At 73.9% G+C, this 13,593-nt stretch carries 13 protein-coding genes; 4 read left to right on the top strand and 9 right to left on the bottom strand.

The window, feature by feature from the left end; genetic code table 11:
• Positions 1–69: 69 nt before the first annotated feature.
• Positions 70–1,449 carry a fatty acid desaturase gene (locus tag ABZ495_RS21920; RefSeq protein WP_359837575.1) on the bottom strand — a complete coding sequence of 460 codons (1,380 nt, stop codon included), beginning with the start codon at positions 1,447–1,449 and terminating at the stop codon, positions 70–72.
• 2,006 nt (positions 1,450–3,455) lie between these two features.
• Positions 3,456–3,851: a helix-turn-helix domain-containing protein gene (locus ABZ495_RS21915; protein ID WP_329486084.1), complete on the bottom strand. Its 396-nt coding sequence runs from the start codon at positions 3,849–3,851 to the stop codon at positions 3,456–3,458.
• A 127-nt stretch (positions 3,852–3,978) separates the two neighbouring features.
• Here ABZ495_RS21915 and ABZ495_RS21910 point away from each other — a divergent pair, with 127 nt between their 5' ends.
• A complete protein-coding gene (locus tag ABZ495_RS21910; RefSeq protein ID WP_359837573.1) occupies positions 3,979–5,382 on the top strand; it encodes an MFS transporter in 1,404 nt (467 codons plus the stop codon).
• Positions 5,383–5,453: 71 nt separating this feature from the next.
• Positions 5,454–6,428: a quinone oxidoreductase gene (locus ABZ495_RS21905; protein ID WP_359837571.1), complete on the top strand. Its 975-nt coding sequence runs from the start codon at positions 5,454–5,456 to the stop codon at positions 6,426–6,428.
• A 66-nt stretch (positions 6,429–6,494) separates the two neighbouring features.
• Here the strand turns inward: ABZ495_RS21905 and ABZ495_RS21900 are convergent, their stop codons facing one another.
• The 3 genes from ABZ495_RS21900 to ABZ495_RS21890 form a co-directional block, all read right to left on the bottom strand.
• The gene (locus ABZ495_RS21900; RefSeq protein ID WP_359837569.1) at positions 6,495–7,073 is read right to left on the bottom strand and encodes a helix-turn-helix domain-containing protein; all 579 of its coding nucleotides are present in this window, start codon (positions 7,071–7,073) and stop codon (positions 6,495–6,497) included.
• Positions 7,074–7,236: 163 nt separating this feature from the next.
• Positions 7,237–8,361 (bottom strand): CU044_5270 family protein, encoded by a 1,125-nt coding sequence (locus tag ABZ495_RS21895; protein WP_359837567.1) that lies wholly within the window; start codon positions 8,359–8,361, stop codon positions 7,237–7,239.
• Complete coding sequence (locus ABZ495_RS21890) at positions 8,358–9,005, bottom strand: RNA polymerase sigma factor (protein WP_329486079.1); 648 nt, start codon at positions 9,003–9,005, stop codon at positions 8,358–8,360. The genes ABZ495_RS21895 and ABZ495_RS21890 overlap by 4 nt, the downstream gene beginning before the upstream one ends.
• 410 nt (positions 9,006–9,415) lie before the next feature.
• On the opposite strand from ABZ495_RS21890, the gene ABZ495_RS21885 reads away from it, so the two are divergent.
• Complete coding sequence (locus tag ABZ495_RS21885; protein ID WP_359837565.1) at positions 9,416–9,844, top strand: SsgA family sporulation/cell division regulator; 429 nt, start codon at positions 9,416–9,418, stop codon at positions 9,842–9,844.
• A gap of 222 nt (positions 9,845–10,066) precedes the next feature.
• Here the strand turns inward: ABZ495_RS21885 and ABZ495_RS21880 are convergent, their stop codons facing one another.
• From ABZ495_RS21880 to ABZ495_RS21865, 4 genes are all read right to left on the bottom strand, one after another.
• A complete protein-coding gene (locus tag ABZ495_RS21880) occupies positions 10,067–10,291 on the bottom strand; it encodes a DUF6296 family protein (protein WP_359837563.1) in 225 nt (74 codons plus the stop codon).
• A gap of 5 nt (positions 10,292–10,296) precedes the next feature.
• Positions 10,297–10,623: a hypothetical protein gene (locus ABZ495_RS21875; protein WP_359807972.1), complete on the bottom strand. Its 327-nt coding sequence runs from the start codon at positions 10,621–10,623 to the stop codon at positions 10,297–10,299.
• Positions 10,624–10,780: 157 nt separating this feature from the next.
• Entirely contained in the window at positions 10,781–11,920 is a 1,140-nt protein-coding gene (locus ABZ495_RS21870) for an SRPBCC family protein (protein WP_359837560.1), read from the bottom strand.
• On the bottom strand, positions 11,917–12,942 hold the full coding sequence (locus ABZ495_RS21865) for a histone protein (protein WP_359837558.1): 1,026 nt from the start codon (positions 12,940–12,942) through the stop codon (positions 11,917–11,919). The genes ABZ495_RS21870 and ABZ495_RS21865 overlap by 4 nt, the downstream gene beginning before the upstream one ends.
• 207 nt (positions 12,943–13,149) lie before the next feature.
• Between ABZ495_RS21865 and ABZ495_RS21860 the strand changes: the two genes are divergently transcribed.
• On the top strand, positions 13,150–13,527 hold the full coding sequence (locus tag ABZ495_RS21860; protein ID WP_359807967.1) for a gas vesicle protein: 378 nt from the start codon (positions 13,150–13,152) through the stop codon (positions 13,525–13,527).
• Positions 13,528–13,593 lie beyond the last annotated feature (66 nt).

Here is a 13,593-nt window from a genome sequence, read left to right as displayed (position 1 = left end):
GCGGGTACGGGGTGGTGTGTGGGGCGGAGCGACCCGAGGGCCTGACGGTCGTCGGGTGCGGGCGCCCGGTCAGTCGTCGAAGGCGGCGAACAGCTCGCGCTTGCTGACCGAGCGGATGCGGGCGACGTCGAACTCCTCCGGGTCGGCCGCCGAGAGCGAGTCGAAGACCCGGTTGATCGCGGCGACCAGGCCCCACTCGGCCGTGTAGGCCGGCCAGTTGCGGTGCCCGTCGACGAGGTCCTGCTGGCGGGCGAAGATGTAGTCGTGCCACTGCCGGCTGGCGGGGTAGCGGTGGTGGTAGTCGTGCACGACGGTGTCGCCCGTCAACACCAGGTAGCGGGTCGGGAAGTGCACCAGCGCCATCCGGCCGCTCCAGCGCAGCCAGCGCAGCGCGGCGGTGGCTGCGGGCAGGCCGGGGGCGGGCGCCGCCTCACCGATGAAGATCGCGTTGGTCAGGCTCCCGAAGTACTCGCGGCCGCGGCGCACCGTGGTTCCGGGCGCGGGGAAGGTGTGCTTCACGCACAGCCGCAGCGTGTTGCTGATCTGGTAGAGCACGCCGACCGGCACGAACCAGACCACCAGCACGGCCGGCCAGGCCCCCAGCAGCACGGCCGCGACCCCGCCGCCGCCGTACAGGGCGACGGCGACGGCCTTCTCGGCGGCGGCGCCGTTGTGCCAGAAGGAGCGCACCCGGGAGATCGCGAAGGCCAGGTGGAACCGGGGCGAGACGGCCTTGAGCAGCACCCTGCGCCACATCCGGCGCCGGGTCATGCCCGGGTGCAGGTCGAGGCTGATGAGGAAGGCCTGGACGGTGGGGTCGCGCAACGTCATGTGGTGCACGGCATGGTGGTCGGCGACATGTTCGCGGCTGTAGCGCTCGAAGTTCTGGATCACCAGGAGGGCTGAGATGACGTTGCCGATGGCGGTGTCCAGCCGGCGGTGTCCGAACATGTTCCGGTGCGAGCACTGGTGGTAGATCATCATCCGCAGGTTCCGCTGGCCGTGCAGGGTCATCGCCCAGCCGGGAAGCAGCAGGAGCAGGAACCAGCTGCCCAGGACGAAGCCGGTGGCCGAGACCGCGGCGCCGGCCAGCATGGACAGCGATGCGGTGGCCAGGTGGAAGCCGGGTGACAGGGCCACCGGGCGTTGCCCGGCCAGTGGGCGCCCGGTCAGGAAGGTGAGCGGCAGCTGGAGCGGGCCGGGCAGGCGCCGCATGCTCTCGCGCACCGGGTCGGCGGCCGTCTCGTCGCCGGGCGTCTCGTCGCCGGCCGGGCGTGCTGCGGCGGCCGCCTTCGCCGCGGCGGTGGTGCGCGGTGCGGTGGTGCCCTGTGGTGCGGCGGTGGTGCGCGGTGCGGTGGTGCCCTGTGGTGCGGCGGTGGTGCGCGGTGCGTCGTCGGAGTCGGTGTGGCGCGTCGTCGGAGAGTGCGACGCGGTGTTGCCAGGTCTCATGGCGGGCGTGCCTTTCTGCCGGGCGGCGGCATGACGCTTCGCCCGCTCCACCCCGTGGTGCGCACGGGCATGGCGGAGCGGGGCACGGCGATGGTCGTGAAACCGCTGTTCGAACAGCACACAGGTCTGGACAACGGGATGGCGCGAGGAAATGCCCGGCCCACGGCCGGTAGGGCCGGATGAACCGGGAGGAACGCGGGGGCGGCCCGAGGGTGGACGTCCCAGGCGGCGGGCGGCGGGCGGCGCGGCGCCATAGTGGCGCAACCTTGTCATGTCGCCTGCGGTCAGTGCGGCTTTACGCTAACCACGGCTCTCGGATCAAGTCAAGCGGCATCCGAGTGGCGAGTGACATCCCGTCAGCTCTGGTCAGTGCGAACGCGAATGGGTTACGCTCGCCAGAACTGGTGAACGAACCTGACTGGCAATCAGGGAGTGACTCCGCCGGCGGCCGAGGGAACGCGACGGGGTCCATTCTGATGCCTGGTGGTACGCAAGGTGCCCCCACCTGGGGGTTTCCATAGGGGGAAGGAACTCACAGTGCAGACCATGCGACAGCCCTGTGGTCGAACCGGATCCACGGCCGCGGCCGGCGCCTTCCGTGCGCCGGTCACCAGATCCAGACACCTCGCGAACCCAGCGCTCTCCGCCCACGCCGTCCGCGGCCATGTCCGGCCCCGCGCCTGCGCACCCGGCGGCAGACGGCGGCTGCACGACATCTGCGCGCACCAGTGGTCATGAAGGGTCAGCAGGTCCCCGTTGCGCGCCTCCTCGACGAAGGACGGCGCGCGTTCGTGGTCACCGTCCATCCGGCACGAACCGGACCGCAGGGGCAGCGGTACCGCCCGCCGGCCGGTACCGCGCACCAGGCCGACCGCCTGCTGCGCCTCGGCGGTCGGCGCGCCGGACCACACGGCGCACCCGCTGTGCCGTCGCAGCGCGCCCCCTGCCGTCCTCGGTCGCGTCCGGCCCGCCGGCTCGTCATGGCTGTTCGGGGTGCCCAGGCTGCCCTTCGGGGTGTCCAGGCTGTCCAGAGCCCGGCCCGTCGGCCGGTCGGTCTTCGCGGTGCGCCCCTGCCGGCCCCGCACCCCCGCGCCCGCCCGGTGTGTCGGAGTCGTCGGTACGGGTGCCAAGTGATCGGCGCCGGAAGGCAGTTCTCGTGACTGTTCGACGGCTCGGCAGTGCGGTCCGTCCTTCGCCCCGATCCCCGTCCCGACCGCCGCCCGCGTCGTCGAGACCTGCGACCGCTGGGCCGCGGGTGCCTGCCGGGCCTCCTGTCGGCTCCCGACTCCCGCCGACGGGCGTCCGGGCGTGCGCGCCATCACCCGGGGCTCCCCGGGCGGCCCGGTCTGTGCGGTGGCGGCCTGCGCCCGCGCGGAACCGGCCCGCGCCCGGTCGGCGCCGCGCTCGGCCGGTGGTACGGCCGGGCCTGCGGCGAGCCGGCCGAGTGTCCGCGGCGAGCGGTGGGGGTTGTCCGTCTCCAGGCGTGAGCGGTGGTCGGGCGGCACCCGGCCGACGGCCGGCCGGGTCTGCTGGGCGCGCCGCTCCGGGCGGAAGCGCCTCGGTCGCCGGCCCGTCGCAGGCTGCTCCACTGTCGTCACCATGTCACCGCCGTTCCCGCTCCGTCACCGTCACCGCTACTGCCGCCGTTCCGTCACCGCTCGGTCGTCGTCACCGCTCCCGCTGCTGCTCCGCCACCGTCACCGTCACCGTTCCCGCCACCGCCGCCGTCCCGGTGCGCCGATCGCCCCCGAGAGGAGGGACCCTCGATGCCGGTGCTGTCGGACGCGTTCGCCACTCGCATTCCGGCTCCGTTCGCCGAAGGGTCCCGGGCCCGCGTGGCGCGGCCCCGAGGGCGACCGCGGGGAAGTCCCGCGGCCGGCGGTCGGGCTCCGGCGACCTGGAACGGCCCAGGCCCGCCCCCTGGCGCACCCCGCGAGGGGTGGCCGGTGCTGCCCGCGGCCGTCCCCGCGCGTCCGTTGTTTGCGACAAAGCTATGACAGGGTTTGTCAACTGGCAATGCCCGGAGCGCAGTCGGCGTCGTCGGAGGGTCTGCCGGTGCCGGTCGTGTCCTCCGTCAGGACGAGGGCGAGCAGGCCGGGGAAGCGCGCGTCGAACTCGGCTCGGCGCAGCCGGTTGTAGCGCCGGGCGCCGGCGTCGCGCTGCTCGACCAGGCCGCTCTGGCGCAACACCGTGAAGTGGTGACTGCGGGTGGCCTTGCTGACGCCCAGCTCGAACGTGCCGCAGGCGCGACTCCAGTCCGCGCTGCCGGCCAGCTCGCGCACGATCGTGCGCCGCACCGGATCGGCGAGCACCTGCAGCACCTCGTGCAGCGTCACCTCCGCCGGGTCCGTGTGCTCCAGGCCGCGCGCCCGCCGGGAGAGGCTGTCACCCGCCGGAGTCATCGCACTTGACGAACCGTCACGGCTGCGACTTTCATTCATGGTGATCGACCTCCATCGAACACTATAGACCGCGAACGCCTCTCGCGGACCAGGACCGACGACTTCCCATCCGAAGGAGGGCCGCCCGATGAGCGAGGCCATCGAGACCCCCGGGAGCGCCCTGCTCCCGCGCCGCCGCCCCGGCGCCGGCGGGCCGGCCGGCACCTCCGGGCCCGGTGCGGGCGCCCTCGGCTCGGTCTGCCTCGGCTTCTTCATGGTCCTGCTGGACGGGAGCGCGCTCAACGTCGCCCTGCCCGACCTCAGCGCCGAACTCGGCGGCTCCCTGGCCGCGTTGGAGTGGACGGTCAACGCCTACACCGTCGTCATGGCCGCCTGTCTGCTCGGCGGCGGCGCCCTCGCCGACAAGCTCGGTGCCCGCCGCCTGTTCCAGGTCAGCCTGCTGCTCTTCGTCGCCGCCTCGGCCGCCTGCGCGGCCGCGCCCGGCATCGGGGCCCTGATCGCCGCCCGCGCCGTCCAGGGCGTGGCCGCGGGCGGCCTGCTGCCCGCCTCCCTGGCGGTCATCGCGCACATGTACCCCGAAAGCGCCGCCCGTGCCCGGGCCTTCACCATCTGGGGCGGCGTCAGCTCGCTGGCCCTGGTGGCCGGTCCGGTGGCGGGTGGTGCGCTGACCGCGGGCGTCGGCTGGCGGGCGATCTTCCTGGTCAACGTCCCGATCGGACTGGCCGCAGCCGTGGTCTGCGGGCGCAAGGTCGCCCCCTCGCCGGTGCGCGCCGTCCGGCTGGACGTGCCGGGCCAGCTCGCCACCGCGGCCCTGGTCGGCTCCGGCATCGGCACCCTGGTCCAGGCCGGAGCGCTGGGCTGGAGCGCGCCCCTGACCCTGGTCCTGGCCACCGCCACCCTCGCCGCCGCCGTCGCCTTCGTCGTCGCCGAGCGCCGCGCCGCCCACCCCGTCCTGCCCCTGGACGCCTTCCGCCGCCCCGGCTTCACCCCCGCCCTCACCGTCGGCGCGCTCTACCAGTTCGGTGCCTACGGCGCTCAGTTCGCCATCTCCCTGCACCTGCAACGCCATTGGGGGCGGGACGCGCTCGGCGCCGGCCTCGCCTTCGTCCCCTTCGCGCTCTGCTGGAGCCTGGCCTCCTTCGTCCTGGCCCGCGCCGTCCAGCGCACCGGTGTGCGGGTCATGCTGATCATCGGCGCGGCCACCGCCGCCGTCGGCGCCCTCACCCTGCTGCCGCTGGCCGCCACCCCCGACTGGTGGCTGTTCACGGCCGGCAGCTGCCTGCTCGGGCTCGGCGCCGGCCTGATGGGCCCCTCGCTGCCCACCCTGGCGCTGCGGGCCCTGCCCCCCGACCGTTCCGGGCTCGCCTCCGGCTCCCTCAACGCCTTCCGCCAGATCGGTGGAGCGGTCGCGATCGCCCTGTTCGGCCCGGTCCTGGCCGGCACCGGCGCCGGCGGCCTGCGCATCTGCCTGGCGCTGGTCGGGGCCGGCTTCGTGGCCGTCAGCTGGGCGGTGTACCGCAGCGTGCGCTGACACCGAGCAGCTCCGGCCTCCCGGCCTTCCCCCTCCCATCCCGACCGACGATCCGAGGAGAACGAACACCCATGCGTGCAGTGGTGGTCCACCAGCCCGGCGGCCCCGAGGCCCTCACCCCCGTCGACCTCCCCGACCCGGTGCCGGGCCCCGGCGAGGTCCTGGTCCGTACCGGTGCCATCGGCGTCAACTTCAAGGACGTCTACGAACGCGAGGGGCGTACCGGCGCGACCGCCCCCTTCACCCCCGGCTGCGAGGGCGCCGGCACCGTCGTCGCCACCGGCCCCGGCGTCACCACACCCGCCGTCGGCGACCGCGTCGCCTGGTGGGCCGCCCCCGCCAGCTACGCCGAACTCGTCGTCGTGCGGGCCGACGCCACCGTGCCGGTGCCCGACGACATCCCCGACACCGATGCCGCTGCCGTCCTCCTCCAGGGCCTCACCGCCCACTACCTGACCACCAGCACCTGGCCCGCCCGCAAGGGCGCCACCGCGCTGGTGCACTCCGCCGCCGGCGGTCTGGGTTCCCACCTGACGCGCCTGCTCGCCACCGCCGGGGTCCGGGTGATCGGCACGGTCTCCAGCCCGGCCAAGGCCGCCGCCGCCACCGCGGCCGGTGCCGAGGAGGTGATCGTCCGCACCCAGCAGGAGTTCGCCGCCCGGGCGCGCGAGCTGACCGGCGGCCGCGGCGTGGACGTCGTCTTCGACGGCATCGGCCGCGACACCTTCGGCGCCGGCCTGACCTGCCTGGCGCGCCGCGCCACCTTCGTCCTGGCCGGTGCCGCCTCGGGCCCCGCCCCCGCCCTCGACCCCCAGTCCCTCGCCGGCCACGGCTCCGTCTTCCTGACCCGCCCCACCCTGGTCGATCACGCCACCGACCCCACCGAACTGCGTGCCCGCGCGGCCGAGGTCTTCGACTGGCTGCGCGAGGGCCGCCTCACCCTCACCATCGCCGCACGGCACCCCCTCGCCGATGCCGCCGCAGCCCACACCGCCCTCCAGTCCGGCCACACCACCGGCAAACTCCTCCTGCTCCCCACCGCCTGACCGCCGTGCGGGCGCCCCCGCCACCGGCTCCCCGGGGCGCCCGCACGCCCGGCGCGCACCTCGTCGTCAGTTCTCGCCCGAGTGGGTCCGGAGGTCGGCGAGGACCTGCCTGAGCCCCTCGACCGTGCGGTCGAAGGCCGTGGGCCGCTGCTGGGCTCGGGCCAGGACGTACCCGCCCTGCACGGCCGCCATGACCAGCGAGGCCGTCGCCGCGGGATCGGTGCCGGGCCGCAACTCGCCCGTGCGCACCCCGTCGGCGAGCACCGCGGTCAGCCGTTCGTCGAGCCAGCCGAAGAACTCGGCGAGCGGGGCGCGGAGGCGCTCGTCGGTGACGATGTCGTAGTCCTGGGTCAGTCGCCCCATCCGGCAGCCCGCCAGCGGGTCGCGTTCGAGGTCGAGGAACGCGTTGACCCGGTCGACGGCCCCGCCCTCGGCGCCCAGCGCGGTCTCGGCCCTGGTGCGGAGCTCCTCGCTCATCCGCGCCATGGCCGCCAGCGCCAGCTCCGCCTTGCCGGAGAAGTGGTGGTACATGCTGCCCTGCCCGGCCTGCGCGCGCTCCAGGACCTTGGCCGGACTGGTGCCGGTGTACCCGCGTTCCCAGAGGAGTTCGGCCGCGGCGCGGGTCAGCGCCTCCTTCTTCGTCATGCCGCTCAGTGTACCTACCACTCGTTACACCCGTCGGCGGGTGATTGATCGACGGTAGGGCTCGATGCGCGGCGGCGGTGGCGGACGGATGGTGCGGCGGGAGGTGCGGCGGGAGGTGCGGTCGCGGAGCAGGGGTGCCGGGGCCCGGCGTCGGGGGCTCGGCTCAGGCGGTCGTGCCCGGGGCGGGGCGTTCCTTCTGGGCGTCGACGACGGCCCGCTCCAGGACGGCGGTGCGCTCGGTGACGGTGCCGGGCTTGATGTCGTTGACCTGCTTGACCTGGATTCCGCGGCTGCCCAGGTAGGTGAAGGTCGTACGGTCGAAGACGAGCTCGGTCCGTTCGCCGTTCTGCACGTCCAGGCGGGCCAGGGCGAGACCGGTGCGGCCGACGGCGTCCTGGGAGTTCTGCACGACGATCACGCCGGGGATCTTCGCGGCGGCCCGGTAGAGCGCGGCGGCGCTCTGGGCCGGCACGAGCTGCTCGTTGACGATCGCCCTGATCGTCTCGAACGCCTGCTGGTCCCGGTCCCGCGGACCGCTGACCGTCGTGTAGATCACCTTCAGCAGCGCGTCCGGGTCGGTCGGCTGGGCCTTGAGCCAGTCGTACGAGTGGCGGAGCGGCGCGCCGGGGACGTCCTGGCCGTTCACGGGCTTGGAGTGGGGGCCGTCGCTGTCCAGGGTGATGCCGCCCTCGGCCTGGTAGCCGGGTTCGTCGAGCCAGCCCTTGAGCGCGTCGGGGGTGCGCCAGACCTCGCGCTGGTGCAGCGGCTGCACCCACGTCCTGGACTCGTCTGTGTCGCCGTTGTGCGAGAAGGACAGGAAGGAGACCTTGCTCTTGACGTAGATGTACTGGCCGGGCTTCGGCTCCGGGGTCGGCCGCGTGCTCACGGCGGCGGCGATCTGCTGGACGGTCGAGACCAGTTGGAGGGCGCTGCCCTCCTCGACCGGCACGACGGGCGCTTCCACGGAGGCCGTTCCCGTACGCGGTTCGCCGACGCCGTTGGTCAGCGCGCCGACGGCGAGGACGGCGGCGAGCGCGGCAGCGGTGACAGGGAGGGCGATCAGCAGGACGCGCCGGACCGGCCGCTTCGTGGCCGCGGGGGCGAGTGCGGGGGCATGGGTGCGGATCTCGTTCAACAGGTGCTCCTCGAAAAGCAGCTGACGGTCGAGCGGCATCGGAGGGGCCGACGGGGGCGGCAGCAGCCGGGCGATCTCCGTGTGGTCCGGCTTCGTGTGGTCCGGCTCCGTGCGGGTCAGGGGCTCGGTCCGCTTCCAGAACTTGCGGGTCATCCGTACGTCTCCTCGTGCGACTCGTGCGACTCGTACGACCGGGCCGCGTGGGTGCGGCCGCCCTGTACTTGTCCGGGGCGCGGAAGCGGTTCCCGCTCCTTCGTCAGTTCCTGTCCGGCGAGTTTGCGCAGCCGTGTGCGGGCGCGTGAGAGGCGCGAACGCACGGTGCCGATCGGGACCCCGAGGGCGGCGGCGGCCTCGGCGTACCCCAGCCCGGACCAGACGCACAGCGTGAACACCTCGCGCTCCGCGCGGCGCAGCTTGCCCAGCGCCCGCTGGGCGGCGGCGAGTTGGTCGGCGTCGGCCAGGCGTCCGACGAGTTCGTCGGCGAAGTCCGGGACGGTGTCGCGGGCGGGCAGACGCCCGAGGGCCGCCTGGTGGCGGCGTGCGGCACGACGGGTGTTGCGCAGCACGTTGACGGCGATGCCCATGAGCCACGGGCGCGGGCCGGCCTCGTGGTCGAGCAGCCGGTCCCGCAGCCGCCAGGCCTCCAGGAAGGTCAGCGAGACGACGTCCTCGGCGAGGTCCCGGTCACCGCTCACGCGGACGGCGTGCCGATGGACCAGCGGGGCATGGTCACGGAAGAGTTCCCTGAACGCTTCGGGGTCCCCCGCGCGTATCCGGGCGTGCGATGAGTAGTCCACACCCTGCCTTGTCCGCCGCGGGCGCCGGGTTCCGGTGACCTGCCTCACACGGGGCGATGCTCTGATGGATGCTGGGCGGTGACGGTCCTCCTCCGGGCTCGTGCACCGCACCCGGCGTCAGGGCGAGGCCCTCACCCGGAACTGTACCGACCGGTCCCGCTGCCCTGACCACGCCGCGGGCCCCTGACCAGGGCGGAGCGGGTGTCGGGGTCGGACCTGCGGTACGGGACCGGCGGCGTCCGACTCCGAGGGGTCCGGCCGGCTTCGGCGGCCCGGTCGTCACCGCCGCGGCCGTCGCCCGCCCCGTCGGCGGCCGGTCCGGCCGAACTTGACCCGGATGGGGGTGCGTGACATTGCTCAGGCGGGGCAGACGGCAGACCCGCCGTGACGAAACTGGGGAGACCAGAGGGATGGACGTGTTCCCGACCCGCACCACGATGTGCCTGCAGACCGACCCGGACACGCTCGTGTCGGTAGCCGTGGAGCTGTCCTACAGCAGCGACGACCCGTACGCCGTCCACTGCTTCTTCCCCGATGAACCGGTACCCGTGTCCTGGACCTTCGGCCGTGACCTGCTGGCCGCCGGGCTGGAGCGCGTCTGCGGCGAGGGCGACGTCCGGATCGAGCCGGCCGACCGGCAGCACACCTGGATCGCCATCTCCGACGGGGACAGCCGTGGCGTGGCCCTGCTGCTCGCCCGCACCCGCGACCTGGCCGACTTCCTGGCCCGCACCTACCGGGCCGTACCCGGGGGCACCGAGAGCCGGCACATCGACTGGGACGCTTGTATCGGCCACCTCCTCAACCGGGAGAGCGGCCAGGACTCGCGCGCGGCGTAGCGGCCGGACGCCGGCGGGGTCGAACCCGGCGGGCGCTGCACGAGGTGTCGCGGGCGCGCTGCGCCGACCCGGTTGGGCGGCGTGCATGTCCGCCGGGCGGGTAGACGCGCAGTGGCAGCCGGCCGTCGGGTCGGAGCCGTTCATCCGCCAGGGGCCGGAGCCGTCGTCCGGCCCCTGACCGCGCCCGGTGACGGCTGACCGCGTCCGGTGGCGGCCCCGCGGTCAGGACAGGCAGGCGGCGGAGATGATGCGCAGCCCTCGCGCGCTCCGCAGGATGCGGTGCTCGCCGGTGCAGGCGATCTCCACCTGGAGGGCGCCGTCGGTGTCGGCGAAGACGCGGTGCCCGGCCGGACCGGTGCGGGTGCTCGCCGTCACGACGGCGGGGCGGACCGTGCCGACCGTGTCGCGCAGGCGCAGGGCGTAGGCGCTGCCGGGGGAGATGGTCATCGGGGTCACCCCGTGAGCGGGCGGAAGCCGAGGAGCCAGCCCAGCGCGTGGGCCGCGCCGCGGGCCCGGGCGCGTTCGGGTTCGGGGAGCGCGGGGTCGCGGGCGGCGTCGATGGCGGCGCGCTCCTCCACGGCGAGGTCGAGTTCGGCGAGCGGCAGGGCGACGGCCCGGCCGGTGACCGGCGCGGGCCGGTGGGGATCCAGGGCCCAGCGGTAGGCGCGCAGCGCTCCCCGGGCGGCGGCGTCAGCGTGCTGGGCGAGCCGGTCCGCGGTGGCCTGGACGACGTGGCGGGGCCGGACGGCGATGAACGCCTCTCTCCCGTCCTCGGACATGCGGATCACCTCGCGGACTCGGCGGACTGTGCGCTCTGCACGCGCACTCGACCCACCTTGCCGCGCCGGACGGGGTGCGGCGCGGCAGCGCGACCGATCGTTCGCCCAGCCGGGGGACGGCCCGTAGCGGGGCCGTGCCCGCGCGGTCGACCGCGTCTCAGCGGCCGCCGCGGCCTGCCGGTCGGTCGTCCTCGGCTTCCTCGTCCTCGTCCTCCTCGTCCTCGTACTCGCCTTCCTCGCCGTACTCCTCGTCCTCCGCGTAGGGGCCGTCGTCCTCCTCCGCTTCTTCCTCTTCCTCTTCGTCCTCGTCCTCGTCCTCGGCGTAGTCGTCGTCCGCGTACTCGTCCTCCGGCTCCTCGTCCTCGTCCTCGTCGTCGTATCCCTCGTCGTCCTCGCCGGTCGCCTCGTCGTCCTGGCCGGTCGCCTCGTCGTCCTCGGTGTCCTCGCCGTCCTCGGTGTCCTGGTCGGCCTCCTCCTCCATGGCCTCCTCGTGGGTGCGGACGACCTCGCCGTCGCGGATCTCCCCGCGCCAGCCGTCGACCTCGTCGTCACCGAAAGTGACGTAACGCTGGAAGTTCTTGAAGTCCAGGCGCAACCGGCGGCCCTGGGCGCGCCACAGGTTGCCGGTCTTCTCGAAGAGCCCCGAGGGGAAGTACTCGACGACCAGGACGATCCTGGTCAGGGTCGGGGTCAGCTCGTGGAAGCTGACGGCGCCGTGCGTCGTGCCCTTGGCGCCCTCCGAACTCCAGACGATCCGCTCGTCCGGCACCTGCTCCTGGACCGTCGCCTTCCAACTGCGGGTGGAGGGGCCCACCTTGACCTTCCAGTCGCTGCTGACGTCATCGCCCTTGTTGACGCTGCGCACGCCCTTGGTGAACCCGCTGAACTGCTCGTACTGGGTCCACCGGTCGTACGCGAGGCGCAGCGGGACACCGACGTCGAGCACCTCGACGATGTTCATCACCTTGGTGCTGCCGGCCTTCTTGCCGCCCTTCCCGCCCTTGCCGAAGGCTTCCTTGACCTTGCCGACGACGTTGTCCTTGAGGCTCTTGGCCTTCTCCCCGACGAAGGCTTTCACCGGGGAGTCGCCCTGGAGGACGCGGGCGCCGACCGCGGGGAGGGTCCCGCCGTTCGCCGCGACGTCGCTGAGCTGGTCGGTCACCTCGGTAAGTTTGCCCCCGGCCTTCTCGGCGAGGTGTTCGGCCTGCGCGCCGAGGTAGTGGACGACCTCTTCGCGAAGCCTGTCCAGGCCCGAGTGGCCATCCGTGTCGGGGGCGCCGCGCTGCGTGGTGGTCATGATGCCCTCCCGCGCCCGGACCGGGCCGCCGGCTTCGTCCCGGCGGTCTTCTTGGCAGTGGCCTTCTTGGCCGGGGCCTTCTTCGCGGGAGCCCGTTTCGCGGTCGTGGCCGCCTTGCCGGCGGGCTTCGCCCGGGCTGCGGTCGTCGTCTTCTTGGCGGGCGCCGTCTTCTTCGCCGCGGCCTTCCGGGCCGGTGCCGTCTTCCGGGCAGGCGCCGTCTTCTCGGCGGTCGTCTTCCCGGCGGGCGCGCTCCTCTTGGCCGCGGGGCGGCTCTCGCGCGCTGTGGCCGAAGCCGGCTTCTTCCGGGCGGGCTTCTCGGCGGCCGGTTCGGCGGAGTCCGTCTCCTTCGGCGGCCGCCTCCGGGAGCGGGGTGCGGCGCTCGCGCTCGGGCGACGGCGCTGAGGCCGCTCGGGCTCGGGCTCCTCCTCCGCGTCCGCCTTGCGGGCGCTGCGTCGGCGCTTCGGGGGCTCCGGTGGCGGCTCCTCGTCCTCGCCCTGTTCGTCCTCCGGCTCCCGGTCCTCGGTCTCGTCCCGGTCGTCACCGGCCTCGTCGTCCTGGTCGTCCTCCGTGTCCTCGGCCTCGTCCTCCTCCGCCTCGTCCTCCTCGGCGTCCTCCTCCTCGTAGTCGGCCGGCTCCTCGGACTCCTCCGCCTCGTCCTCCTCCGGCCCGTACTCCTCCTCGTCCTCGTCCGGCGGTTCCTCCTGCTTCTTCGCGCCGAGGTTCCTGGTCCGGTCGCGCAGGGTGTCGGCGAGGTTGGCCAGCTGGCGGTCGGCAGCGGCGGCGACCGCCTTGCGTCCGGCCGAGAGCAGCTCGCCGCGGACCTGTTCGTTGAGTTCCGCCACCTGGGGGGTGTCGGCGAGCTTGCGCAACCCTTCGGTCGCCAGCTGACGCGGGTCCAGGCCGAAGCGGCGGCCGGCCAGGTAGGTGGCCGCGGCGAAGGCCATCCTGCCCTTCTTCGCTCGACCGAGGACGTACCCGCCGGCGACCGCGGCGGCGAGGGCGATCTTGGTGGTGTCGTTCATGAGGTCTTCCCTTCAGGCGGCATGGCCAAAGGGCCGAGGAGCATCGCGCGGAGGGCAGCACTTCGTGCACATGTCGCGGTCCGGGTCGCCGCACCCCGCCCCACCGACGCGTGTTCCCAGCTGGGATGTTCCTATTCGGGGCGCGCGCGTTTGCCTGATCCCGGCTCGGGGCAGGCGTGCGGCCGGGACAACAGCCCGGAGATGGTCATGGCCGCAGATCCCGAGGGGCCCGCGCGCAGGACGCGGCGTCCTTCCGACGAGGACAGCCCACCGGCCCGTACTCCTACGGCCCGGCGGGCCGCGGCGGCCCCACGGCGGCGGCCACGCAAGGTGTCCGCGCCGCAGGCCATCCGGAGTGCGGCTCGGCAGCTCGAAGAACTGCTGGGCCGGGCCCCGGAGTCGGTCTCCGCGGTGAAGCCCGTCGAGGACGGCTGGCAGGCGGACGTCGAAGTGCTGGAGCTGGAGCGGATTCCTCCCACCACCAGTGTGATGGCCACCTACCGGGTCACCCTGGACGCAGAGGGTGAACTGGTCGCCTACGAGCGCACGCGACGGTACAGCCGGGGCCAGATCGACCGGCTCTGACTCGGCGTCGCCCGAAGACCGCGCGGTCGTCCGAAGACGCGTCGTCGTCCGAAGACCCGCCGGCGC

The organism is Kitasatospora sp. NPDC005748 (assembly GCF_040630735.1).
Taxonomy (GTDB): Bacteria; Actinomycetota; Actinomycetes; order Streptomycetales; family Streptomycetaceae; genus Kitasatospora.
The sequence above is the reverse complement of the archived record's forward strand: the minus strand, read 5'-3'. Positions and strand labels throughout refer to the sequence as shown.

Excerpts from the sequence above, each read along its gene's own strand:
- ABZ495_RS21920 (WP_359837575.1), bottom strand. The coding sequence starts at position 1,449 with ATGAGACCTGGCAACACCGCGTCGCACTCTCCGACGACGCGCCACACC.
- ABZ495_RS21915 (WP_329486084.1), bottom strand. The coding sequence starts at position 3,851 with ATGACTCCGGCGGGTGACAGCCTCTCCCGGCGGGCGCGCGGCCTGGAG.
- ABZ495_RS21910 (WP_359837573.1), top strand. The coding sequence starts at position 3,979 with ATGAGCGAGGCCATCGAGACCCCCGGGAGCGCCCTGCTCCCGCGCCGC.
- ABZ495_RS21905 (WP_359837571.1), top strand. The coding sequence starts at position 5,454 with ATGCGTGCAGTGGTGGTCCACCAGCCCGGCGGCCCCGAGGCCCTCACC.
- ABZ495_RS21900 (WP_359837569.1), bottom strand. The coding sequence starts at position 7,073 with ATGACGAAGAAGGAGGCGCTGACCCGCGCCGCGGCCGAACTCCTCTGG.
- ABZ495_RS21895 (WP_359837567.1), bottom strand. The coding sequence starts at position 8,361 with ATGACCCGCAAGTTCTGGAAGCGGACCGAGCCCCTGACCCGCACGGAG.
- ABZ495_RS21885 (WP_359837565.1), top strand. The coding sequence starts at position 9,416 with ATGGACGTGTTCCCGACCCGCACCACGATGTGCCTGCAGACCGACCCG.
- ABZ495_RS21880 (WP_359837563.1), bottom strand. The coding sequence starts at position 10,291 with ATGACCATCTCCCCCGGCAGCGCCTACGCCCTGCGCCTGCGCGACACG.
- ABZ495_RS21875 (WP_359807972.1), bottom strand. The coding sequence starts at position 10,623 with ATGTCCGAGGACGGGAGAGAGGCGTTCATCGCCGTCCGGCCCCGCCAC.
- ABZ495_RS21870 (WP_359837560.1), bottom strand. The coding sequence starts at position 11,920 with ATGACCACCACGCAGCGCGGCGCCCCCGACACGGATGGCCACTCGGGC.
- ABZ495_RS21865 (WP_359837558.1), bottom strand. The coding sequence starts at position 12,942 with ATGAACGACACCACCAAGATCGCCCTCGCCGCCGCGGTCGCCGGCGGG.
- ABZ495_RS21860 (WP_359807967.1), top strand. The coding sequence starts at position 13,150 with ATGGCCGCAGATCCCGAGGGGCCCGCGCGCAGGACGCGGCGTCCTTCC.